Origin of the sequence: Geodermatophilus sp. Leaf369 (assembly GCF_001424455.1) — a bacterium.
GTDB lineage: Bacteria > Actinomycetota > Actinomycetes > Mycobacteriales > Geodermatophilaceae > Klenkia.
Genome location: NZ_LMQA01000001.1, coordinates 428,585 through 450,534 on the forward strand (window position 1 = coordinate 428,585; position 21,950 = coordinate 450,534).

The window sequence follows — 21,950 nt, forward strand, 5'->3', positions numbered from 1 at the left end:
CCGACCGGAGGGTCAGTCGGCGGTGTCGGAGGCGGCGTAGACGCCGGGAGCCGGCACCTCGGCGACCTGCTGGGACACGTGCATCGTCCACGGGTCGGTGCGCCGCCGGGAGACCGTGACCTCGACGCGGGCGCCGAGGTCCCGGTACAGGACGTCGGCGGCCACCGGCAGCCACGGGTACTCCGTCGCGTAGTGCGCGACCTCGACCAGGGCCGGGCCCGGCACCTCGCCGGCGTCGACGACCGGGTGGTGCTTGAGGTCGCTGGTGAGGAAGACATCGGCGCCGGCGGCCCGCGCGGTGTCGATGAGCGACCCGCCGCTGCCTCCGCAGAGGGCGACCGTGCGGATGACCCGGTCGGGGTCACCGGCGACCCGCACGCCTGCGGCGGTGGCGGGGAGCACGGCGGCGGCCCGCTCGGCGAACTCGCGCAGCGTGATCGGGTGGGTCAGCTCGCCGACCCGGCCCAGGCCCGCCCGGGTGGGGGTGGAGGAGTTCTCGAAGACCGCGTAGCCCGGGTCCTCGTAGGGGTGCCACTCGTGCAGCGCCCGCAGCACCTCGGCGCGGGCCGCACGGGGCACGACCATCTCCAGCCGGGTCTCCGGGACGCGCTCGAGGGTGCCGTGCGTGCCGATCGCCGGGTTGGTCTCGTTGCCGGGGATGAAGGTCCCGGTGCCGGTGGTCTGCCAGGCGCACCGCGTGTAGTCGCCGATCACGCCGGCGCCGGCCGCGGAGAGCGCGTCGACGAGCCGGTCGCCCTCCTCGACGGGGGCGAACACCACGAGGGTGTCGGTCAGCGGTGCGGCGACGGACTCCAGCGGGACGGCGTTGGCCACGCCCAGGGCGGAGGCCAGCGCGTCGTTGACGCCGTGGTCGGCGGCCCGGTCGGCGTTGGTGTGGGCGACGAAGAGCCCGATCCCGGCCCGGATGAGCCGGTGGACGATGCGGCCCTTGGGGTCGTCGGCGGGCACGCCGTGCACCGGGGTCAGCAGCAGCGGGTGGTGGGTGACGACCAGGTCGACCCCGGCCTCGATGGCCTCGTCCACGACCGCGTCGGTCGGGTCGACGGCGAAGAGCACCGAGTGGACGGCCTCGGCGGGGTCACCGCAGACCAGACCGACGGCGTCCCAGCTCTCGGCCAGGGCCGGGTCGTACCGCGCGTCCAGCGCCGCGACCACCTCGCTCAGCGGCGCGCCCGGGAGCGGGAGCTCACGGACCGTCGCCAACGGGTCGGAGTGCGCGCCTTCGTGCGCCGGGAGTGCCACAGGACCGGACTGTAGGTGAGCGAGCTGGGCTCGGCTCGTCATGACGTGTCGGTCTGCCCTCCCCGGGGTGGGGTGGCTCTCAGCGGGTTCACGGCGGGCGGTGGTCATCTCCCCGTGTTCGCGCGCCGGACGCCTCCTGGACGGGTGCGTGTCGCGCACTCCGGTTGTGGGTGACCTCACCGTCCGCGATCCACGGTGACCGACGTGTCGCCCGGGCCCCGGCGGCGCACTCAGTCCATCAACGGGTCGTCGTCCTCGCTGGCGGAGAAGGCGGCCCAGAGCACCGCGTACGGGCCCTCCACCCTCACCAGCTCGGCGTGCGGGCCGACCTGCACGACCCGGCCGTGGTCGAGGACCACGACCCGGTCGGCGCGGGCCGCGGTGGTCAGCCGGTGGGCGACCACGACGGTGGTGCGCCGTTGGGCCAGCGCGTCGGCAGCCCGGTTGACCGCGGCCTCGGTGGCCAGGTCCAGCGACGCGGTGGCCTCGTCGAACAGCAGCACGTCGGGGTCGACCAGCTCGGCCCGGGCCAGGGCCAGCAGCTGGCGTTGGCCGGCCGACAGCGACCGGCCCCGCTCGCCCACCCGGGTGCGGTAGCCCTGCGGCAGGGCGGCGACCATCGCGTGCGCCCCGACGGCGCGGGCGGCGGCCTCGACCTCGGCGTCGGTCGCCCCGGGTCGGCCGTAGGCCACGGCGTCCCGGACCGTCCCCTCGAAGAGGTACGCCTCCTGGGGCACCACCCCCAGCCGGGCCCGGTAGCCGAGCAGGTCGAGTTCGCGGAGGTCCGCGCCGTCGACCCGGACGCTGCCCGCGGTGGGGTCGTAGAAGCGGGCGATCAGCTTGACCACGGTGGACTTGCCGGCCCCGGTCTCCCCCACCAGCGCGACGGTCTCCCCCGGTGCGATGGTCAGCGAGACGTCGCGCAGCGCCGGGGTGTCGGCCCCGGCGTAGGCGAACGTGACGCCGTCGAGGCGGACCTCACCGCGCAGCCGGCCGACCGGGCGGGGGTCGGCGGCGGCCGGGGTGGACGTCGGGGTGCGCAGCAGGTCGCGCAACCGGCGGAGACCCACGGCTGCCTGCTGGTAGCTGTCGAAGACCTGGGACAGCGACTGGACGGGTGAGAAGAACGTGCCCACGTAGAGCAGGAAGGCCACCAGGACACCGGCGGTGATCGTCCCCGACGACAGCCGGGCAGCACCCACCACGAGCACCGCGGCGACGGCGATCTCGGAGAGGAACTCCACGAACGGGAAGTAGGTGGCGATGTAGCGCTGGGCCCGCAGCCGCACGTCGCGGTAGGCCTTCGCCCGTTCCCGGAAGACCGCCAGCGAGAGGTCGGTGCGCACCGAGGCCTGGGTGACCCGGACGCCCGCGACGTCCTCCTGCAGCCGTGCGTTGACGGCGCTGACCCGCTCCCGGGCCTCGGTGTAGGCCGGCACCGAGCGCGCGCGGAACCAGATCGTGGTCACCAGGAGCACCGGCAGGGTGGCCACCAGCACCAGGGCGAGCTCGCCGTCCAGGAGCACCAGGGCGACCAGCACCCCGACCAGGGTCAGCACGCTGACCACCGCGGTGGTCAACCCGGTCTGCAGGAACGCCGACAACGCGTCGACGTCGGTGGTCATCCGGGTCATGATCCGGCCGCCGAGCTCGCGCTCGTAGTAGTCCAGCCCCAGCCGCTGGAGCTGGGCGAAGGTCTTGACCCGCAGCGTGTAGAGCAGCCGCTCACCGGTGCGGCCGGTCAGCCAGGTGGAGCCGATCGTCACCGCCCAGTCGGCCAGCACGACGGCCAGCGCGATGCCGGTGATCACCAGCAGCGCGCTCAGCGACCCGCCGGAGACCCCGTCGTCGATGCCGCTGCGGACCAGGGCCGGCACCGCGATCTGGGCGACCGCGTCGGCCCCGGTGAGCAGCAGGGCCACCGCGAGCACCCAGCGGAACGGCTTGAGCAGGCTGCCCAGGGTGAAGCCGGGGTCCGCGGCGCGGGCCCGCTCGGCCGGCACCTCGGGGTCGTCGTCGGTGGGCGGCAGTGCGGCGACCAGGGCCCGCAGGCCCGGCGTCGGCGCCGCGGCCGCCTGGGCCGAGCCGCGTCCGCCGATGGAGTCCGCCGGGCCCTGCACCTCCCGTGCCGTGACGTCCTGGGCGACATCGGGCCAGGCCGCCGGGTCGGTGCCGGTGGGGACGGCCTCGGGTTCGGGCTCGCCGCCCTCGGTGCGCCCGGACAGCAGCAGCCGGTACAGCGGGCAGCGCAGCTCGAGCTCGGCCGCCGTGCCGACGTCGACCACCCGGCCGGCGTCGAGCACCGCCACCCGGTCGGCCAGCGCGAGGGTGGACCCACGGTGGGCGACCAGCAGCGTGGTGCGGCTGGCCGAGCCGTGCGCGCCGGTGCGCAGCGCGGTGTGGATGCGGGCCTCGACCGCGGCGTCGACGGCGGAGGTGGCGTCGTCGAGCACGAGCACCCGCGGGTCGGTGAGCAGGGCCCGGGCCAGGGCCACGCGCTGGCGCTGCCCGCCGGACAGCGTGAGCCCCTGCTCACCGACCACGCTGTCGTAGCCCAGCGGCAGCTCGGCGATGAACCCGTCGGCCTGGGCGGCCCGAGCCGCGGCCTGCACCTCGGCGTCGGAGGCGTCGGGCCGACCGAAGGCGATGTTGGCGCGGACGGTGTCGGAGAACAGGAAGCTGTCCTCGAAGACCACGCCGAGCGCCCCACGCAACGCCTCGGTGTCCAGCTCCCGGACGTCGACCCCGCCGACCCGCACCGTGCCGCCGGTCGGGTCGTAGAACCGGGGCAGCAGCGTGACCACGCTGGACTTGCCCGAGCCCGCGGTGCCGACCAGCGCCAGGGTCTCCCCCGGCCGGACGGCCAGCGACACCCCCGACAGCACCGGGTCGCCGTCCCCGAAGGCGAACGTGACGTCGTCGAGCTCGACCGACAACGGGCCGGCCGGCACCGGTGCGGTGCCCGAGGTGAGCACGGGGCGGGTGTCGACGATCTCCAGCACCCGCTCCACGCCGGCCCGGGCCTGCTGGCCGATGACCAGGACGGCGGCGAGCTGGCGGACCGGGGAGACCAGCGCGGCGAGGTAGGTGGCGAAGGCCAGGAAGGTGCCCAGGCTGATCTGGCCCTCCAGCGCCAGCCAGCCGCCGAACCCCAGCACGCCGACCTGACCCAGCGCGGGCACCGCCTGCAGCGCCGGGTTGTAGCGGGAAGTGAACCGGACGACCCGCATCCGGGCGCCGAAGAGCCGCCGGGTGGCGCCGTCGAGCCGGTCGAGCTCGCGGTCCTCCTGGCCGAAGCCCTTGACCACCCGCACACCGGTGACCGCGGCCTCGACGTCCCCGGCGACCGCCCCGGCCTGCTGCTGGGCCGCCCAGTTGGCCGGGAAGAGGTCGCGGCGCGAGCGCAGCGCCAGCCACCACAGCGCCGGGCCCACGGCGAGCGCGACCAGGGTGAGCAGCGGGGACAGCCAGGCCATCACCACGATCGAGGCGACGAAGAGCAGCGCGTTGCCGGCCAGGTTGGGCAGGAAGGCGAGCAGGCCCTGGACCAGGGTCACGTCGGAGATCGACCGGCTGACCACCTGCCCGGTCTGCAGCCGGTCCTGGGCCGGGCCGTCGAGGCGGGACAGCGCCGTCGCGACGTCGTTGCGCATGTCGTACTGCACGTCCAGGCTCAGTCGCCCGGCCAGGAAGCGGCGCACGAACCCGGCGCCGAAGCGCACCGCACCGGCCGCGACCAGCAGCCAGACGTAGGCCGCGACCGACCCGGTGCCCCCGGCGACCACGTCGTCGACGACGGCGCGGACCACCAGCGGCACCCCGGCGGCGATGACCGAGCCGAGGAGCGCGGCGGCGAAGGCACCGACCAGGTCGCCCCGGTGGCGCAGGCAGTAGCCGGTGAGCCGGCGCAGCCAGCCCCCGGTCTCGGCGGGAGGGGCGACGATCTCGGCCGGGGGTGCCGCTCCGGGACGGGTCTGGAGGTCGGTGGGCGGCACGTCACCAGTGTGCGCCGGGGGTCTGACACTCCCGGGTGGGAAGCTGCGCTGGTGGCGGACAGGGGGTTGCACGCGCCGGCCTGGCTGGAGGAGCTGGTGCGCACCAGCAGTCCCGCCGTCCCCTGGCGCGACGTCGTCCGGTTCGCCGTCACGATCCCCGGGCCGTTGGTCCTCGTGCTCCTGCTCGGCGGGCTGAGCGACCCCGCCCTGCTCGGCGCGGGCGTCTTCGGCACCACGGGGGCGCTGGCCACGACGCTGGCCCCCCAGGCCGGTCCGCTGCGCACGAAGCTGCGCCGGATCGTGGCGGCCGTCGGGTTCGGGGCGGTCGGGCTGCTGGCCGGGGAGTTCGCCTCCGGCGAGGGCTGGCAGCCGCTCGTGGTCATCGGGGTGCTGTCCGCGCTGGCAGCGCTGATCAGCTCGATCGACGCGGCGCTCAGCCTGGGGGCCCTGCAGCTGCTGGTCTACACGGCGCTGTCCTCGGGGCTGGTGACCACGCTGTCGCCCGGGGTGGAGATCGGGTTCTTCCTGCTGGGTGCGGTCTGGGCGACCCTGCCGGTGCTGGTCCAGGCCCGCACCGAGCAGACCGACCCCGACCGGGGCGCGGTCGGGGCGGTGTTCACCGCCCTGGGCGACCTGCTGGCTGCGGTCGGCACCCCCCGCACCGACGACGCTCGACGCACGCTCACCGAGGCGCTGAACACCGGCTACGACCGGGTGATCCACAGCCGGAGCACGTCGGCGGGGCGCAGCCGGGAACTGGCCGAGCTCGCCGGGCTGCTGAACGCCGCGGCTCCCCTGGTCGAGGGCGCGGTGGCCTCGGCGCGCGCCGGGGTGGCCGCCGACCCGGCGGACGTGACGGCCACGCACGCCCTGGCCGCGGCGGTCGGCACCCGCCGTCCGCTGGTCGGGGAGCAGCCCCCGGCGCTGGAGGAGGGCCCCACGACGCGGCGCGCGGTGCGGCACGGGGTGCGGTTGGTGTGGCGGGTGGTGGGCGACCCGGAGGAGCGGGCCCGGGCGGCCGTCGTCCGGCAGCACCTGGGCTGGCGGGTGCGGGCGCACGACCTGGCCGACCGGACCTACGGCAACGCCGACTCGAGGGCCTTCGTCGTCCGGCTGACGCTGTGCATGGTGGTGGCGGAGGCCGCGCGCCAGCTGCTGCCGATCGAGCGGCCGTACTGGGTGCTGCTGACCGTGGCGATCGTGCTGAAGCCGGACTTCGGGTCGGTGTTCACCCGGGCGGTGCAGCGCGGGGTGGGCACGGTCCTGGGGGTGCTGCTGGGCTCGGCGCTGCTGGCGGTGCTGCCCGGCCGGGAGTGGGTGCTGGTGGCCATGGCGGTCTCGGCGGCGGTGCTGCCGTGGGCGCGCAACGCGAACTTCGGCCTGTTCTCGGTCTTCCTGACCCCGTTGGTGCTGATGCTGCTGGACCTGGCGGCGCCGAGCAGCTCGGGTCTGGTGGGCGCCCGGCTGGTGGACACCCTGATCGGCTGCGCGATCGTGCTGGTGTTCGGCTACCTGCTGTGGCCCGGCACGTGGCAGGCCCCGCTGGACGACGCCCTGCGGGGCGCGGCGACGGCGTTGGACCGCTTCGTCGCGGCGGCGTTCGGGGACACCCCGGAGGCGACCCGGCGCGCCCGCCGGGCCAGCTACCGGGCGTTGACCGAGCTGCAGACCCAGCTGCAGCGCCGGTTGGCCGAGCCGCCGCCGATCAGCACCCGGGCCGCGGCCTGGTACCCGGTGATCGTGCAGCTGGAGCGCACCTCGGACGCGGTGACCGAGGCGGTGATCGCGATGCGCGCCGGCGCCGAGATCCCCCCGAAGGGCCAGGTCGACGTCCTCCGCCGCTCCATCCGCGAGCTCTCCGACGACCTCCGCCTCCACCTCTTCCCCGACGACGCCGAGATCCACGCCGACGGCGTCCTGGAACCCGTGGCCAGAGAAGTCGACAGCGCCCGCAGGCTGATCCGCCAGACCACCCCAGCCCATCGCGACCACTAGGGCCCGGAGGGCCGTCGTCGTGAGCGGGGGGCCCGCAGGGTCCCCCCGAAGGACGACTCGAGGCGACCAGACAGCAGCGGACCCCGAGCCGGAGGCGAGCGGGCGCGACGAGCGGGGGGACGAAGTCCTCCCCGAGGAGCGCAGGGGCAGCTCTACGCAGCCCGCACCGCATCCTGGGCGCGGTTGGAGGCCGGAGGCCGACCGATCAACCAGTGGGCGCGACAGGGTTCGAACCTGCGACCGCTCGCTTGTAAGGCGAGAGCTCTACCGCTGAGCTACGCGCCCGGGAGCGGCCCCACCGTAGCGGGGCCGTCGGTGTTCAGGAGGCCAGCGCGGCGACGGCGTCCTTCCAGCCGGTCTGGGCGCGGGCGTCGCCGGGGCCGTTGACCTCGGTGAAGGCGATCTTCCCGTCGGCGTCGACGAGGAAGGTGCCGCGGTTGGCCATGCCGGCGACGTCGAAGAACGCGTCGTAGGCCTTCGCGACCTCGCCGTGCGGCCAGAAGTCGCTGAGCAGCGGGAAGTCGAAGCCCTGCTCGTCCTTCCACGCCTTGAGCGTGGGAGCCGGGTCGCAGGAGACGGCGACGACGGTGACGCCGGCGTCGGTGTAGGTGGCGAGGTCGTCGCGCAGCTGGCACAGCTCGCCGGTGCAGATGCCGGAGAAGGCGAACGGGTAGAAGACCACGAGCACCGGGCTGCCGCGGTGCTCGGACAGCGTGAAGGGCTGGCGGTCGGAGTCGGGCAGCGTGAAGTCGGGGGCGGTGTCACCGACGGAGAGGCTCATGCGGCGATCCTGCCGCACGAGCCCCTGCCGTGGGTCAGCGCTTGGAGCGGGCGGCCTTGGGGGTGACCAGGCGGATGCCGGCCCACTCCTTGGCCGCGGAGATGCTGCTGGTCTGCTGGAGTCCGGCGGTGGGTGCGGCCTCGGTGACGTCCCCGGGCTCGACGTGTCCGGCGCGGCCGGACTTGGGGGTCAGCAGCCACACGACGCCCTCGTCGGCGAGGGAGGCCAGCGAGTCCACGAGGGCGTCGATGAGGTCGCCGTCCTCCTCGCGCCACCACAGCAGGACGACGTCGGCCACCTCGTCGGAGTCCTCGTCGACCATCTCGCCGCCGGAGACGTCCACGACGGAGTCGCGCAGGTCCTCGTCGGCGTCCTCGTCCCAGCCGAGCTCCTGCACGACCATGCCCGACTTGATCCCCAGCCGGGCCGCCATGCTGGCGCTGCCCGAGTCGACGCTCATCCCTGCTCGTCCTCCATGTGCTCAGTGAACCCGTTGCGTGTGTCCGGGGTGCGTCGCTGTGCCGCGACGCGCCCGGGTCGGTGCGTCAGTGTGTCCGACGGAGCGCCCCAGCGGTAGCCGAGCCTGCTCAGTCCGGGCACGCGGCGTCCAGTTGGTCGAAGGCCGCGCCCAGCGCGGACGCGTCGAGGCCGCCCCCGGCGCGCATGGCCGCGGCCAGCGCGGTGGCCTGGTCCAGGACGGCCTGCCCGGCGGTGCGGACGGCGCCCTCGCGGGCCTCGGCGACCGAGCCCTGGTTGTCGGCCACCGCCTGGTCGAGCGTCGCGGCGACCTGCTCGGTGGGCACCGGCGGCGGGGTGCCGGCGGCGGTGGCTGCCTGCCAGTCGAGGTACTGGCTGTTGGCGTCGATGAACCCCAGGTTGAGGAGGACGCAGACGAGGGTCTCGTCGAGGTCCTCGTCGGCGATGGTCGGGGAGGGCGAGGACGAGGACGACGGCGCCGACGAGCTGGACGACGAGGACGGGCTGGACGGCGAGCTGCTCGTCGTCGTCCCTGCTGCGGTGGCCGTGCCCGGCACCGTGCTCGTGCAACCGGTCAGGCCGAGCAGGCCCACCGCGAGCCCACCGGTCAGCAGCACCCTGGTCCGGCCCACGCGGCCCCCGTCCCGGGCCGCCCACGGCCCCGTCGTCCGCACCCGAGACGGTCCGGTTCCGGGTCACAGTAGGTGACCGCCACGCCGACGACCGGCCCGTCGTGAGGACGTCCTCGCCGTGACCACTGCGGACGAAAGGCCCTGTCAGGCGAGGCGGCGTGACGTGCGCGGGAGCGACAGGAGACGATGTGTCCCATGAGCGCCACGCAGCAGTCGGACGGAGACCCCGCCCGCGAGATCGGCACCCCCCGCGCGGTCATCACCGACGGCCTGCCGAGCCAGTTGATCGACAACGACCCGGACGAGACCGGTGAGTGGCTCGAGTCCTTCGACGCCGTCGTCGACAACGCCGGCAAGGGCCGTGCCCGCTACCTGATGCTCCGCATGCTGGAGCGCAGCCGGGAGCAGCAGGTCGGCGTCCCCGCCCTGCGCAGCACCGACTACATCAACTCGATCCCGCCGGAGCGGGAGCCGTGGTTCCCGGGCGACGAGGACGTCGAGCGCCGGATCCGCGCCTACATCCGCTGGAACGCCGCGATCATGGTGCACCGGGCGCAGCGCCCGGGCGTCGCCGTCGGCGGCCACATCTCCTCCTACGCCTCCTCCGCGTCGCTGTACGAGGTCGGCTTCAACCACTTCTTCAAGGGCAAGGACCACCCCGGCGGCGGCGACCACATCTGGTTCCAGGGCCACGCCTCCCCCGGCATCTACGCCCGCGCCTACCTCGAGGGCCGGCTGACCGAGCACCAGCTCGACGGCTTCCGCCAGGAGGTCAGCCACCCCGGCGGCGGGCTGTCGTCCTACCCGCACCCCCGGCTGATGCCGGACTTCTGGGAGTTCCCGACCGTGTCGATGGGCCTGGGCCCGATCAACGCGATCTACCAGGCCCGCTACAACCGCTACCTGCACGGGCGCGGCATCGCCGACACCTCCGACCAGCACGTCTGGGCGTTCCTGGGCGACGGCGAGATGGACGAGCCCGAGTCCCTCGGCGCGATCGGCATCGCCGCCCGCGAGGAGCTGGACAACCTCACCTTCGTCATCAACTGCAACCTGCAGCGCCTCGACGGCCCGGTCCGCGGCAACGGCAAGGTCATCCAGGAGCTGGAGTCCTTCTTCCGCGGCGCCGGCTGGAACGTGCTGAAGGTGGTCTGGGGCCGCGGCTGGGACAAGCTGCTGGCCGCCGACCGCGACGGCGCACTGGTCAACCTGATGAACCAGACGCCGGACGGCGACTACCAGACCTACAAGGCCGAGGACGGCGCCTTCGTTCGCGAGCACTTCTTCGGCCGCGACCCCCGCACCCGCAAGCTGGTCGAGGGCATGACCGACGACGAGGTCTGGGCCCTGCAGCGCGGTGGCCACGACTACCGCAAGGTCTACGCCGCCTACAAGGCCGCCCTGGAGCACAAGGGCCAGCCCACGGTCATCCTCGCCAAGACCATCAAGGGCTGGACGCTGGGCAGCCACTTCGAGGGCCGCAACTCCACGCACCAGATGAAGAAGCTGACCGCCGAGGACCTCGCGAACTTCCGCGACCGGCTGTACCTGCCGATCCCCGACGAGGCCCTCGACAAGACCCTGCCGCCGTACTACAAGCCGGCCGAGGACTCCGACGAGATGCAGTACATGCTCGAGCGGCGTCGTCAGCTCGGTGGCTCGGTACCGCGCCGGCGGTCCTCGGCCAAGGCGCTGAAGGCCCCCGAGGAGAAGGCGTTCGACGTCCTCAAGCGGGGCTCGGGCAAGCAGGAGGTCGCCACCACCATGGCGTTCGTCCGGCTGCTCAAGGAGCTGCTCAAGGACCCCGAGCTCGGCCCGCGCTTCGTGCCGATCATCCCCGACGAGGCCCGCACCTTCGGGATGGACAGCCTCTTCTCCTCGCAGAAGATCTACTCCCCGCACGGCCAGCGCTACACCTCGGTGGACCGCGAGCTGATGCTGGCCTACAAGGAGTCCGAGTCGGGGGTGATCCTCCACGAGGGCATCAACGAGGCGGGTTCCACCGCGTCGTTCACCGCCGTCGGGTCCTCCTACGCCACGCACGGCGAGCCGATGATCCCGCTCTACATCTTCTACTCGATGTTCGGCTTCCAGCGGACCGGTGACGCCTTCTGGGCCGCTGCCGACCAGATGACCCGCGGGTTCGCCCTCGGTGCCACCGCCGGCCGGACGACGCTGAACGGCGAGGGCCTGCAGCACGAGGACGGGCACTCGCTGCTCCTGGCCGCGACCAACCCCGCCGTCGTCACCTACGACCCCGCGTTCAGCTACGAGGTCGGGCACATCGTCAAGGACGGCCTGGCCCGGATGTACGGGGAGGACCCGGGTGCCCCCCTCGGTGGGGACCGCAGCCCGAACGTCTTCTACTACCTGACGGTCTACAACGAGGCCTACCGGCAGCCGGCCGAGCCCGAGGACCTGGACGTCTCCGGTCTGCTGGCCGGTCTGTACCGGCTCAGCCAGGGCCCGTGGATCGACGACGCGAAGAAGGCCCAGATCCTGGCCTCCGGCGTCGGCGTCCCGTGGGCCCAGCGGGCCCAGGAGCTCCTCGCCCAGGACTGGGGGGTCTCGGCCGACGTCTGGTCGGTGACCTCGTGGACCGAGCTGCGCCGCGACGCCGTCGAGGCCGACGCGTGGAACCACGACCACCCGGCCGAGGAGCAGCGGGTGCCCTACGTGACCCGCGCGCTCGCCGACGCCCCGGGCCCGGTCGTGGCGGTGTCGGACTGGATGAAGGCCGTACCGGACCTCATCACGCCCTACGTCCCCGGCATGGTCTCCCTGGGCACCGACGGGTTCGGTCTCTCCGACACCCGCCCGGCCCTGCGCCGGCACTTCCGGGTCGACGCCGAGTCCATCGTCGTCCGCGTCCTGGCCGAGCTGGCCAACCGCGGCGAGATCGACCGCTCCGTCGTCGTCTCGGCGGTGGAGAAGTACAAGACCACCGAGGTCGAGGCCGCCCCGGTCGACGAGTCCCAGGACACCCCGGCCACCTGACCCACCTCGCGCTGCCCCCAGCGTGGATCAGGTGACCTGATCCAACTCTCGCCGCCCTCACCAACACTGGTGAGGGCGGCGAGTCGTTGGTGAGGACGACACGGATCACACCGGGCGCCCACCCGCTCCCCGTCGTCCACACGCGGGGGTGCCGCCCACAGATCGCCCGCGGTGGCGCAGCCCACCTCAGAGCAGCTCGAAGGTCCGGGCATGAACCCGAGACTGCTCGCCGCCCTGCGGCGCCACCACGGCGTGTTCGCCACCGCTGACGCACTCGCCAGTGGGGTGGACCGCAACGCCATCGGCCCGTTGCTCCGCCAGGGCTCACTGCACCGGATCCGGCACGGCGTGATGACGCTCCCGCGGGTGTGGGACCTGCACGCCGCTCGGGGGACGACGCACCACCTGGAGTGCGCGGCCGTCCTGCGGCGGCTGGAACGGCCCCAGTCGGTCATCAGCCACACGTCGGCGGCGAGGCTGCACGGTCTGGTCCTGCCGGGCGACGTCGACCAGCAGGTCTGGCTCACCGACCCCGAGCAGTACCGCACCGGTCGCGGCTACCGGGTCCTCGAAGCGCCGGTCCCGCCGTCGGAGACCACGGTCGTGGACGGACTGCCCGTCACGACCCTGACCCGCACGCTGGCCGACGTCGGCCGCGGTTGGTCGTTCGTCGACACCGTCGTCGCCGCGGACGACGCCCTCGCCGACGGGCGCTGCACCCGCGCCGAGCTGACGGCCGCAGCCATGTCGCAGAGCCACTGGGTCGGTGCGGGGAAGACCGCGCGGGCACTCGGAGCCGCTCGGGTGGGGGCGCACTCCCCGCACGAGACACGCAGTCGCCTGGCCGTCGTGGGCGCCGGGCTCCCCGAGCCCCTGCTGCAGGTCGCCGTGTGGCGCGGCTCCCGGCTCGTCGGGGTCCTGGACTTCCTGTTCGAGGGCACCCCGGTCTTCGGTGACTGCGACGGCAGGGTGAAGGTCGAGGACCCGTGGGGCGATCGCACTCCCGCTGAGGTGATCTGGGCGGAGAAGATCCGCCACGACGAGATGCTGGACCTCGACCTCCTGGGCGTCCGCCTCAAGCCGGCTGACCTGTTCGCGCCGCTGCCGCACAAGGTCGAGCGGTTCCGTGAGCTCCTCGCCCGAGGGGGACGTCCCTCCGACCACTGCCGCCTCGAGGTCTGGAACGGCGGGCTCCGCCGGCAACCCCGCGTGGCTCGGGCGAGCTGACCCGCCGCCCTCACCCTCGTCTCGCCGTCCTCACCAGCGTTGGCGAGGGCGGCGAGACGTGGATCAGGTCACCTGATCCACGCTGGGACCGGGCGTCAGGGGCGGAGGGCCTGCAGCGCCATCTGCGCGTACATTGCGACCCCCGCCGGCAGCGCCGCCTCGTCGAAGACCACGAGGTTGGAGTGGTTGCCGGGGGACTCGCCGACGACGAGGTCGGGCGGGCAGGCGCCGAGGAAGGCCATCGCGCCGGGGACGCGCTCCAGGACGTAGGACCAGTCCTCGGCACCCATCAGCGGGTCGGGCATCGGCACGCTGGCCGCAGCTCCGAGCAGCTCGGTGGCCACCGAGGAGACCTGGGCGGCGGCCTCGGCGTCGTTCACCGTCACGGGGTAGCCCTCGACCCGCTCGAAGTCAGCGACCAGCTCGTGGGCCTCGGCCACCCCGCGGGCGACCCGCTCCACCCGGGCGACGACGTCCGCGCGTCGAGAAGCCGACAGCGTGCGGATGGTGCCCTCGAGGAAGGAGGTGGCCGGGATGACGTTGTTCGTCGTCCCGGCGCTGATGTGCCCGACGGTGACGACGGCGGGGTCGAAGACGTCGACCCGGCGGGTGACCATCGACTGCAGCGCCAGCACGATCTCCGCGGCGGCCGGGACCGGGTCGGCGGTCACCCAGGGGGTCGAGGCGTGCCCGCCGGCGCCGCGCAGGGTGATCCGGAAGTGGTCGGCGGCGGCCATCAGCGGACCGGGGCGCACGTTGACCGTGTCGGTCTCGAAGGCAGTGCTGATGTGCAGCGCGAACGCCCCGCTCACCGGCGCCTCGGGGACGACGTCGAGCAGCCCCTCCTCGAGCATGAAGCGGGCGCCGTGGTGGCCCTCCTCCCCCGGCTGCAGCATGAAGACGACCTGCCCGGCCAGCTCGTCACGCCGCTCGCACAGCAGCCGGGCGGCCCCGACCAGCATCGCGACGTGCGTGTCGTGGCCGCAGGCGTGCATGACGCCGTCGACCTCGGAGGCGAAGTCCAGCCCGGTGTCCTCCTGCAGCGGCAGGGCGTCCATGTCGCCGCGCAACAGGTACGTGGGGCCCGGCGTCGAACCGCGCAGCACGGCCACGACCGACGTGGTGGTCGTGCCGGTGCGCACCTCCAGCGGCAGCTCGGCGAACGCCTCGAGCACCGCGGCCTGGGTCTCGGGCAGGTGCAGACCCACCTCGGGACGACGGTGCAGCCGTCGGCGCAGGTCGACGGTGCGGTCGGCGTCGGCTCGGGCGGCGGCCAGGAGCGGAGCGGCGTCAGTCACCGGGACAGTCTGTAGCACCGCTCACCACCCTCGACGCATCGCCCTTGCGTCATATGACGCAGCAGTCATACAGTGTAGGAGTGGACGTCTTCACCGTGCTCGCCGAGCCCACCCGCCGGGCCGTGCTCGACCTGCTCGCCGGGGGCGACCGGACGGCGGGCGAGCTCGCCGCCGCAGCCCCCGGGCTCACCCAACCGGCCGTCTCCCGGCACCTGCGGGTGCTGCGGGAGGCCGGTCTGGTGCGGGTGCGGGTGGCCGGTCAGCACCGGGTCTACCGGCTCGACCCGGCCCCGCTGGCCGAGGTCGACGCCTGGGTCGACCGCTACCGCCGGCACTGGGACGGCGCCCTGGACCGACTGGCCCAGCACCTCACCGACGAGAGGGACCGATCATGACCAGCACCGGCACGTACTCCGCGGTCAGCGACGACCGCCGCACCGTCACCTTCGTCCGCGTCCTCCCGGCCCCGCCGGGACGGGTCTGGACGGCACTGACGTCCTCGGCCGACCTCGGCGTCTGGCTGGCGCCGGCGACGATCGAGCCGCGGGTGGGCGGGGCGGTGCGGATCGAGTTCGGCGGTGAGGACCGGACCACCGGCTCCGTGCTGACCTGGGACCCGCCGCACACCCTCGAGCACGAGTGGCACCACCCCGGCGACGACCGCTCCGTCGTGCGCTACGACCTGCGCGCCGTCGACGGCGGCACCGAGCTCACCCTGGTGCACCAGCTGCTGCAGTCCGGCCAGGCCCCCGGGTACGGAGCCGGGTGGCACGCCCACCTCGACGCGCTGGCCGCCCGCCTCACGGGCGCGACCCACGACTGGGACGCCGCGTTCGCCGACCAGCTGCCCCGGTACCGCGTCCTCGCCGGCTGACTCAGGAGGCCCAGGAGGGCCGGCTCGCGTCCAGCTGCCACACGCAGACCGTCGCCGGGCCGGCGACCGGACCCTCCCCGCCGCTGACCGCGCCGCCGTCCCGGGCGACGACGACGCGCAGCCCGTCCGGCGGCGTCACCGACTCCCCCACCCGCAGCCGGGCGGTCCACAGCCGGGCGTCGGGCCGGTCCAGGTCGACCCACCCGCGCGGCTGTTCCGCCGTCCAGCGCACCACGCCGTGTCGGGGGCCGACGCCGGTCACGTCCGAGCGCAGGTACGTCTGGAGCACGTGGGCACCGTCCGCGCCGGCGATCTCGTCGTGGGTCAGCCCGGTGCCGGCCCGCAGCACGGCGACGTCACCGGGGCGCAGCGTCACCCCGCGGCCGCCCCAGCCGTGCGCCAGCGACCCGGAGACGAGCACCGCCACCACGTCGACGTCGGCGTGGTGGTGCGCGCCGTAGCCGGCCCCGGCGTCGAGCCGGTCGTCGGCGATCCGCAGCAGCGGCCCGGTCGATCCGTCGAGCGGGGCGAGCAGCACCGCCGAGGTCAGGCCGTCCACGACGCCTCCCGGGCCGGCAGGGCGGCGCGGCCTCCGGGGAGCCCGCCCAGCAGCAGGGCGACCAGCACGGTCCAGCCGACCCCGACGGCCCAGCCGGCGAGCACGTCGGTCGGGAAGTGCACACCCAGCCACACCCGGCTGAGCCCGACGAGGACCACGACCAGGACGCCGAGGAGCACCCACCTCCGGCGGGCGCGCAGCCGGGGCCAGGCGAGCACCAGCGCCGTCGTCACCAGGCAGGCGATGCCGGCGGCGTGCCCGGAGGGGAAGGAGAGCGACGCCAGCTGCGACCCGCCCTCGGCGTAGTCCGGGCGCGTCCGGGCGACCAGCTGCTTGAGCCCCTCGTTGAGCGGGCTGACCAGCACCGTCGCCACCGCGACCCAGACCAGGGTGGCCCAGCGTCGCCGGACGCCCAGCCAGACCAGCACCGGGACGAACACGATCGCCCGGAACCAGGAGTAGCCGGGGGTGGTCAGCACCTCCAGCAGCACCGACACGGTCGACGACCGGTCGTCCCCGGCGTACAGCGCCCGGCTGACCACGGCGTCGAACCGCAACTGCGGTGCGAAGCCGAGGTGCACGCCGAGGCCGAGCAGGAGGACCACCGCGACGCAGCCAAGCACGGCTGCACCGGCAGCGCGGGTCCTCACCCGTCCGGGCCCCGTGATCACCGGCCAAGCCTCCCCCACGCCCCCGGTGCGTGACACGCTGACCCGGTGAGCGCGCCCCGACCGTCCGAGGCGACGCTGCGCCGGCTGGAGCGGGCCTCCGGTCAGGTCGCCACGGCCGCGGTGGCCCGGATGGACGACACCCTCTCCTGGTTCCGCGCGATGCCCGCCGACCAGCGCTCCTGGGTGACCCTGGTGGCCCAGGCCGGGGTGGCCTCCCTGGTCGAGTGGTGCCGCAACCCCGAGCGGCCCCCGCGGCTGACCGGTGAGGTGTTCGGCGCCGCCCCGCGCGAGCTGGTCCGCGCCGTCCCGCTCAAGCAGACCGTCGACCTCATCAAGGTCACCGTCGAGGTGATGGAGGACCGGATCGAGCAGGTCGCCCTCCCCGGTGAGGCCGACGCGCTGCGGCTGGCGGTGCTGCAGTTCAGCCGCGAGGTCGCCTTCGCCACCGCCCACGTCTACGCCACCTACGCCGAGAGCCGCGGCGCGTGGGACGCCCGACTGGAGGCCCTCGTCGTCGACGCGCTGGTGCGCGGCGAACGCTCCGAGGAGCTGCCCGGCCGGACGGCAGCCCTGGGCTGGGGGACGACGTCACCGGTCGTCGTCCTGGTCGGTCGCACCGCCCCGGACGTCGACGACCTGCACACCACCGTCCGCCGGGCCGCCCGCTCGCTGCGCGCCGAGGTGCTCGTCGGGGTGCACGCCGAGCAGCTCGTCGTCGTCCTCGGCGGCCTCCCCGACCTGGCGCCGGTGGCAGCACGGGTCGCCCGCGAGTTCGGCCCCGGCCCGGTGGTCAGCGGCCCGGTGGTGGACTCGCTCTCGGCTGCCGGGGAGTCGGCCACCGTCGCCCTGGCCGGGCTGCGGGCGGCCGCCGCCTGGCCCGGCGCGCCGCGCCCCGTGGCCGCCGACGACCTGCTCGCCGAGCGCGCGCTGGACGGCGACCCGCTGGCCCGGGTGGCGCTGGCCGAGCGGGTCGCGCTGCCGCTGCAGGCCGCCGGCGGCGAGGTGCTGGACACCGTGCGGGCGGTGCTGGCCAGCGGGGGCAACCTGGAGGCCACCGCGCGCACGTTGTTCGTGCACCCCAACACCGTGCGGTACCGGCTCAAGCGGGCCACCGAGCTGACCGGGTGGTCGGCCACCGACCCGCGGGGCGGCTGGACCCTGCAGATCGCGTTGGCCCTGGCCGAGCTGGAGGGCAGCCGGTCGCTCTGGTCCTGACCCCTCCTGTGGGCTCCCCCACCAGACACACCGGCACCACCCCGGTTGACGGGGGGCCCTTTGTGGGGATCCTCCAAGAGACAGCCCATGATCTTCGTGGTCCCCACGCGCCCGGGAAACGCCCCCGACTGGCACGGTGGAGCACGTGCTCGCCGTCCTCGCCCCCGGTCAGGGGGCCCAGAAGCCCGGGATGCTCACCGACTGGTTGGAGCTGCCCGGCGCCGAGTCCTTCTTCCGCTGGGCCGGTGCCATCGCCGACGCCGACCTCCTCGAGCTCGGCACCACCGGCGACGCCGAGGCGATCAAGGACACTGCGGTCACCCAGCCGCTGGTCGTCGCGATGTCGCTGTTCGTGGCCCGCGAGCTCGGGGGCCTGCCCGGTCCGGTCGCGCACACCCCGCAGACCGGCCGCGACGTCGTCATCGCCGGGCACAGCGTCGGCGAGCTGACCGCCGCGGTGCTCGCCGGCGTCCTCAGCATCGAGGCCGCGATCGCACTGACCGCCGTCCGCGGCCGGGCGATGGCCGCCGCGTGCGCGCAGACCCCCACCGGGATGTCCGCGGTGCTGGGCGGCGACCCCGCCGAGGTGCTCGCCGCGATCGAGGCGCACGGGCTCACCCCGGCCAACGTCAACGGCGCCGGCCAGGTCGTGGCCGCCGGCTCCCTCGACGGCCTCGCCGCGCTGAAGGCCGACCCGCCCGCCAAGGCCCGGGTCATGCCCCTGTCGGTCGCCGGCGCCTTCCACACCGAGTACATGGCCAGCGCCCGGACGACGCTCGAGGGCCTGATCGGTGGACTCCGTCCGGCCCAGCCCTCCCGGCTGCTGGTGTCCAACAAGGACGGTTCGGCAGTCGAGACCGGCGCCGGCGTGTTGAACCGGCTGGTCAGCCAGGTGACGAACCCGGTGCGCTTCGACGCCTGCCTGGACACCCTGCGCGAGCTGGGCGTCACCGCCGTCATCGAGCTGCCCCCCGCCGGCGCGCTGGCCGGGCTGGCCAAGCGCGACTGGAAGGGCCGGCACGACGTCGAGGTCCTGGCCATCACCGGCCCGGCCGACCTGGACCGGGCCCGCGAGCTGATCGCCGCCGAGCGCGGCCGGGCCGAGGCCGAGCACCTGCCCGACTGGCGGGTCGTCGTCTCCCCCGCCCGCGGCTCGATCTCCCCCGCCGACGTCGCCGAGGGCACCCGCCTCCCGGCCGGCACCAAGCTCGCCACCGTGACCGGACGACGGGAGACCGTCGACGTCGCGGCCGGCTACGACGGCGTGCTCGCCGAGTGGCTGGTCGCCGAGGGCGACCTCGTCGACGCCGGAGACCCGTTGGCCCGGCTCTACCCGGAGGTGTCGGCATGAGCGACGCGACCATCCAGCTCCCCACCGGTGCGCCCGGCGCTCAGGTCCTCGGCATCGGGGCCTACCGGCCCCGCCGCGTGGTGACCAACGACGAGCTGTCCCAGGTGATGGACACCAACGACGAGTGGATCCAGACCCGGGTCGGCATCGCCGAGCGGCGCTGGGCCGGCGACGGCGAGTCCCTCGTCGAGATGTCGGTGGCCGCCGGGCAGCAGGCGCTGGACGCCAGCGGGCTCACCGCCGCCGAGGTGGACCTGGTGATCGTGGCCAGCGCCAGTCTCGCCACCCAGATCCCCGGCGCCGGCCCCGAGGTCGCGAACCGGCTGGGCCTGGGCCGACCGGGCGCCTTCGACGTCAACGCCGGCTGCGCCGGGTTCTGCTACGCGCTGTCCGCCGCCGCCGACGCCATCCGCGCCGGGTCGGCCCGCAACGCGCTGGTGGTCGGGGCCGAACGGCTCTCCGACGTCACCGACCAGACCGACCGCAGCACCGCGGTGATCTTCGCCGACGGGGCCGGGGCGATGGTCCTCGGCGCCAGCGACACCCCCGGCGTGGGCCCGGTCGTGTGGGGCAGCGACGGCGACCAGCGCGACGCCATCGCCATCCCGCAGGGCACCGAGCACATCACCATGGCCGGCCAGGCGGTCTACCGCTGGGCCACCACCAAGCTCACCGACGTCCTGCAGGAGGCGATGGACCGTGCCGGCGTCACCGCCGCCGACATCGACGTCTTCGCCCCGCACCAGGCCAACCTGCGGATCATCGAGCTGATGGCCAAGCGGTTGGGCCTCCCGGAGTCCACCGTCATCGCCCGCGACATCGTGCAGGCCGGCAACACGTCCTCGGCGTCCGTGCCGCTGGCGCTGGCCGCCCTGCAGGAGTCCGGCGAGGCGAAGACCGGCGACCTCTGCCTGGTCCTCGGCTACGGCGCCGGCCTGACCTTCGCCGGTCAGGTCCTCCGGATGCCCTGACCCACCCCAGACCCCCGGGGCACCTGCCCCGGACCGTCGGTCAGCACCCTGCTGCCGGCCCACACTCGAGAGAGGACAACGCCTTGAGCAGCACCGCGGAGATCCAGACCGGCCTGGCCGAGATCCTGGAGGAGGTCGCTGGGGTCGCCCCCGCCGACGCCACCCCGGAGAAGTCCTTCACCGAGGACCTCGACGTCGACTCGCTCTCGATGGTGGAGATCGCCACCGCCGTCGAGGACAAGTTCGGTGTCGCCATCCCCGACGACGAGCTCGGCGGCATCAAGACCGTCGGCGACGCCATCTCCTTCATCGAGAAGAACAACGGCTAAGAGAGCTCCGGCTCGTCCCTGATCCCGGCCGCCCCGGCCAGCACGTCCCAGGAGGAAGCACCATGCCCGTCAACACCACAGACGTCGTCGTCACCGGACTCGGTGCCACCACGCCCCTCGGGGCCGACGTCGCCTCCACCTGGGACGCACTGCTGACCGGGCGGTCCGGGGTCACCCGCATCACCGACTCCTGGGTCGACCCCTTCCCGGCCAAGCTCGTCGCCCGTCTGGCGCAGGAGCCCTCGGAGAAGATCGACCGGGTCCGCTCCCGCCGCCTGGACCGCAGCCAGCAGGTCGCCGTCGTCGCAGCCGAGGAGGCCTGGACCGACTCCGGTGCCGGGGACGCCGGCTACGACGCGCTGCGCATCGCCGTCGTCATCGGCACCGGCATCGGGGGCGCCATGACCCTGCTCGACCAGGACGACATCCTGGAGGAGAAGGGCCCCAAGCGGGTCTCCCCCTTCACCATCCCCATGCTCATGCCCAACGGCCCGGCCGCGGCCGTCGGCCTGGCGATCGGCGCCCGCGGTGGCGTGCACGCCCCGGTCAGCGCCTGCGCCTCCGGCGCCGAGGCGATCCGCTGGGGCCTGGACATGCTCCGCCTGGACCGCGCCGACGTCGTCCTCGTGGGCGGCGCCGAGGCCTGCGTGCACCCGCTGCCGATGGCCGGCTTCGCCTCCATGCGCGCCATGAGCACCCGCAACGACGACCCCGAGCACGCCTCGCGTCCCTTCGACGCCGGCCGCGACGGGTTCGTGCTCGCCGAGGGTGCCGCCTGCCTGGTGCTCGAGCGTGCGGACGCCGCCAAGGCCCGGGGCGCCAAGGTCTACGGCACCGTCGCCGGCGCCGGGGCCACCTCCGACGGCTACGACCTGGTCGCCCCGCACCCCGAGGGCGAGGGCGCCCAGCGCGCCATCGGCGCCGCGCTCCGCGACGCCGGGCTCTCGGCCTCCGACATCGGCCACGTCAACGCCCACGCCACCTCCACCCCGGTCGGCGACGTCGCCGAGGCCGCCGCGATCCTCGGCGCCATCGGCGACCACGCCGCGGTGACGGCCACCAAGAGCCAGACCGGCCACCTGCTCGGTGCCGCCGGCGCCCTGGAGTCGGTGTTCTGCCTGCTCGCGCTGCGCGACCAGGTCGTCCCGGGCACCGCGAACATCGAGCAGCTGGACGACGCCGCCGCCGTCCAGGCCCTGGACATCGTCCGCGGGGAGCCGCGCAAGGCGACCTTCTCCGCCGCCGTCAACGACTCCTTCGGGTTCGGCGGCCACAACATCGCGCTCGTGTTCACGGCCTGACCCCCCCTGCGCCC

At 74.3% G+C, this 21,950-nt stretch carries 18 protein-coding genes and 1 tRNA gene; 10 read left to right on the forward strand and 9 right to left on the reverse strand.

The annotated features are described in order from the left end of the window. Positions 1-12 precede the first annotated feature (12 nt). Both ASG36_RS02090 and ASG36_RS02095 read right to left on the reverse strand, forming a co-directional pair. Complete coding sequence (locus tag ASG36_RS02090) at positions 13-1,263, reverse strand: Nif3-like dinuclear metal center hexameric protein (protein WP_235494481.1); 1,251 nt, start codon at positions 1,261-1,263, stop codon at positions 13-15. Between the two features lie 230 nt (positions 1,264-1,493). Beyond that, positions 1,494-5,258, reverse strand: a complete 3,765-nt coding sequence (locus ASG36_RS02095) for an ABC transporter ATP-binding protein (protein ID WP_055758827.1) — start codon at positions 5,256-5,258, stop codon at positions 1,494-1,496. 51 nt (positions 5,259-5,309) lie between these two features. Here ASG36_RS02095 and ASG36_RS02100 point away from each other — a divergent pair, with 51 nt between their 5' ends. Then, positions 5,310-7,253 carry an FUSC family protein gene (locus tag ASG36_RS02100; RefSeq protein WP_055758833.1) on the forward strand — a complete coding sequence of 648 codons (1,944 nt, stop codon included), beginning with the start codon at positions 5,310-5,312 and terminating at the stop codon, positions 7,251-7,253. 213 nt (positions 7,254-7,466) lie between these two features. Here the strand turns inward: ASG36_RS02100 and ASG36_RS02105 are convergent. From ASG36_RS02105 to ASG36_RS21705, 4 genes are all read right to left on the reverse strand, one after another. After that, a tRNA-Val gene (locus ASG36_RS02105) sits at positions 7,467-7,538 on the reverse strand. Between the two features lie 34 nt (positions 7,539-7,572). Further along, a complete protein-coding gene (locus ASG36_RS02110; protein ID WP_055758836.1) occupies positions 7,573-8,034 on the reverse strand; it encodes a peroxiredoxin in 462 nt (153 codons plus the stop codon). Between the two features lie 34 nt (positions 8,035-8,068). Next, positions 8,069-8,494, reverse strand: coding sequence for a DUF3052 domain-containing protein (locus ASG36_RS02115; RefSeq protein ID WP_055758839.1), 426 nt, complete (start codon positions 8,492-8,494; stop codon positions 8,069-8,071). Between the two features lie 127 nt (positions 8,495-8,621). Then, the gene (locus ASG36_RS21705; protein WP_055758842.1) at positions 8,622-9,143 is read right to left on the reverse strand and encodes a hypothetical protein; all 522 of its coding nucleotides are present in this window, start codon (positions 9,141-9,143) and stop codon (positions 8,622-8,624) included. A gap of 195 nt (positions 9,144-9,338) precedes the next feature. Here ASG36_RS21705 and aceE point away from each other — a divergent pair, with 195 nt between their 5' ends. Then, positions 9,339-12,140, forward strand: coding sequence for a pyruvate dehydrogenase (acetyl-transferring), homodimeric type (gene aceE, locus ASG36_RS02125; protein WP_055758845.1), 2,802 nt, complete (start codon positions 9,339-9,341; stop codon positions 12,138-12,140). A 210-nt stretch (positions 12,141-12,350) separates the two neighbouring features. Further along, positions 12,351-13,367, forward strand: coding sequence for a type IV toxin-antitoxin system AbiEi family antitoxin domain-containing protein (locus tag ASG36_RS02130; RefSeq protein WP_055758848.1), 1,017 nt, complete (start codon positions 12,351-12,353; stop codon positions 13,365-13,367). 95 nt (positions 13,368-13,462) lie between these two features. Here the strand turns inward: ASG36_RS02130 and ASG36_RS02135 are convergent, their stop codons facing one another. Beyond that, positions 13,463-14,665: a M20 family metallopeptidase gene (locus tag ASG36_RS02135; protein WP_235494484.1), complete on the reverse strand. Its 1,203-nt coding sequence runs from the start codon at positions 14,663-14,665 to the stop codon at positions 13,463-13,465. A gap of 80 nt (positions 14,666-14,745) precedes the next feature. Here ASG36_RS02135 and ASG36_RS02140 point away from each other — a divergent pair, with 80 nt between their 5' ends. Both ASG36_RS02140 and ASG36_RS02145 read left to right on the forward strand, forming a co-directional pair. Further along, entirely contained in the window at positions 14,746-15,060 is a 315-nt protein-coding gene (locus ASG36_RS02140; RefSeq protein ID WP_055758853.1) for a helix-turn-helix transcriptional regulator, read from the forward strand. Further along, positions 15,057-15,539 (forward strand): SRPBCC family protein, encoded by a 483-nt coding sequence (locus tag ASG36_RS02145; RefSeq protein WP_055758855.1) that lies wholly within the window; start codon positions 15,057-15,059, stop codon positions 15,537-15,539. Before ASG36_RS02140 ends, ASG36_RS02145 begins: the two co-directional genes overlap by 4 nt. 1 nt (position 15,540) lies before the next feature. On the opposite strand, the gene ASG36_RS02150 is transcribed toward ASG36_RS02145, so the two are convergent. Then, the gene (locus tag ASG36_RS02150) at positions 15,541-16,098 is read right to left on the reverse strand and encodes a pirin family protein (protein ID WP_055758858.1); all 558 of its coding nucleotides are present in this window, start codon (positions 16,096-16,098) and stop codon (positions 15,541-15,543) included. Beyond that, positions 16,086-16,703, reverse strand: coding sequence for a phosphatase PAP2 family protein (locus tag ASG36_RS02155; RefSeq protein ID WP_235494486.1), 618 nt, complete (start codon positions 16,701-16,703; stop codon positions 16,086-16,088). The genes ASG36_RS02150 and ASG36_RS02155 overlap by 13 nt, the downstream gene beginning before the upstream one ends. Positions 16,704-16,814: 111 nt before the next feature. Here ASG36_RS02155 and ASG36_RS02160 point away from each other — a divergent pair, with 111 nt between their 5' ends. The 5 genes from ASG36_RS02160 (at position 16,815) to ASG36_RS02180 (ending at position 21,936) form a co-directional block, all read left to right on the forward strand. Continuing rightward, the gene (locus ASG36_RS02160) at positions 16,815-17,984 is read left to right on the forward strand and encodes a CdaR family transcriptional regulator (RefSeq protein WP_055758865.1); all 1,170 of its coding nucleotides are present in this window, start codon (positions 16,815-16,817) and stop codon (positions 17,982-17,984) included. Between the two features lie 145 nt (positions 17,985-18,129). Further along, positions 18,130-19,335: an ACP S-malonyltransferase gene (locus ASG36_RS02165; RefSeq protein ID WP_055762211.1), complete on the forward strand. Its 1,206-nt coding sequence runs from the start codon at positions 18,130-18,132 to the stop codon at positions 19,333-19,335. Next, positions 19,332-20,306, forward strand: a complete 975-nt coding sequence (locus tag ASG36_RS02170) for a beta-ketoacyl-ACP synthase III (protein WP_055758868.1) — start codon at positions 19,332-19,334, stop codon at positions 20,304-20,306. The genes ASG36_RS02165 and ASG36_RS02170 overlap by 4 nt, the downstream gene beginning before the upstream one ends. An 83-nt stretch (positions 20,307-20,389) precedes the next feature. Further along, positions 20,390-20,635, forward strand: a complete 246-nt coding sequence (locus ASG36_RS02175; protein ID WP_055758871.1) for an acyl carrier protein — start codon at positions 20,390-20,392, stop codon at positions 20,633-20,635. A gap of 62 nt (positions 20,636-20,697) precedes the next feature. Then, complete coding sequence (locus ASG36_RS02180; RefSeq protein ID WP_055758874.1) at positions 20,698-21,936, forward strand: beta-ketoacyl synthase; 1,239 nt, start codon at positions 20,698-20,700, stop codon at positions 21,934-21,936. Positions 21,937-21,950: the final 14 nt, after the last annotated feature.

Bases quoted from the DNA above. Each gene is read 5' to 3' on its own strand.
- ASG36_RS02110 (WP_055758836.1), bottom strand. From the start codon at position 8,034: ATGAGCCTCTCCGTCGGTGACACCGCCCCCGACTTCACGCTGCCCGAC.
- ASG36_RS02115 (WP_055758839.1), bottom strand. From the start codon at position 8,494: ATGAGCGTCGACTCGGGCAGCGCCAGCATGGCGGCCCGGCTGGGGATC.
- ASG36_RS02145 (WP_055758855.1), top strand. From the start codon at position 15,057: ATGACCAGCACCGGCACGTACTCCGCGGTCAGCGACGACCGCCGCACC.
- ASG36_RS02180 (WP_055758874.1), top strand. From the start codon at position 20,698: ATGCCCGTCAACACCACAGACGTCGTCGTCACCGGACTCGGTGCCACC.
- aceE (WP_055758845.1), top strand. From the start codon at position 9,339: ATGAGCGCCACGCAGCAGTCGGACGGAGACCCCGCCCGCGAGATCGGC.
- ASG36_RS02170 (WP_055758868.1), top strand. From the start codon at position 19,332: ATGAGCGACGCGACCATCCAGCTCCCCACCGGTGCGCCCGGCGCTCAG.
- ASG36_RS02130 (WP_055758848.1), top strand. From the start codon at position 12,351: ATGAACCCGAGACTGCTCGCCGCCCTGCGGCGCCACCACGGCGTGTTC.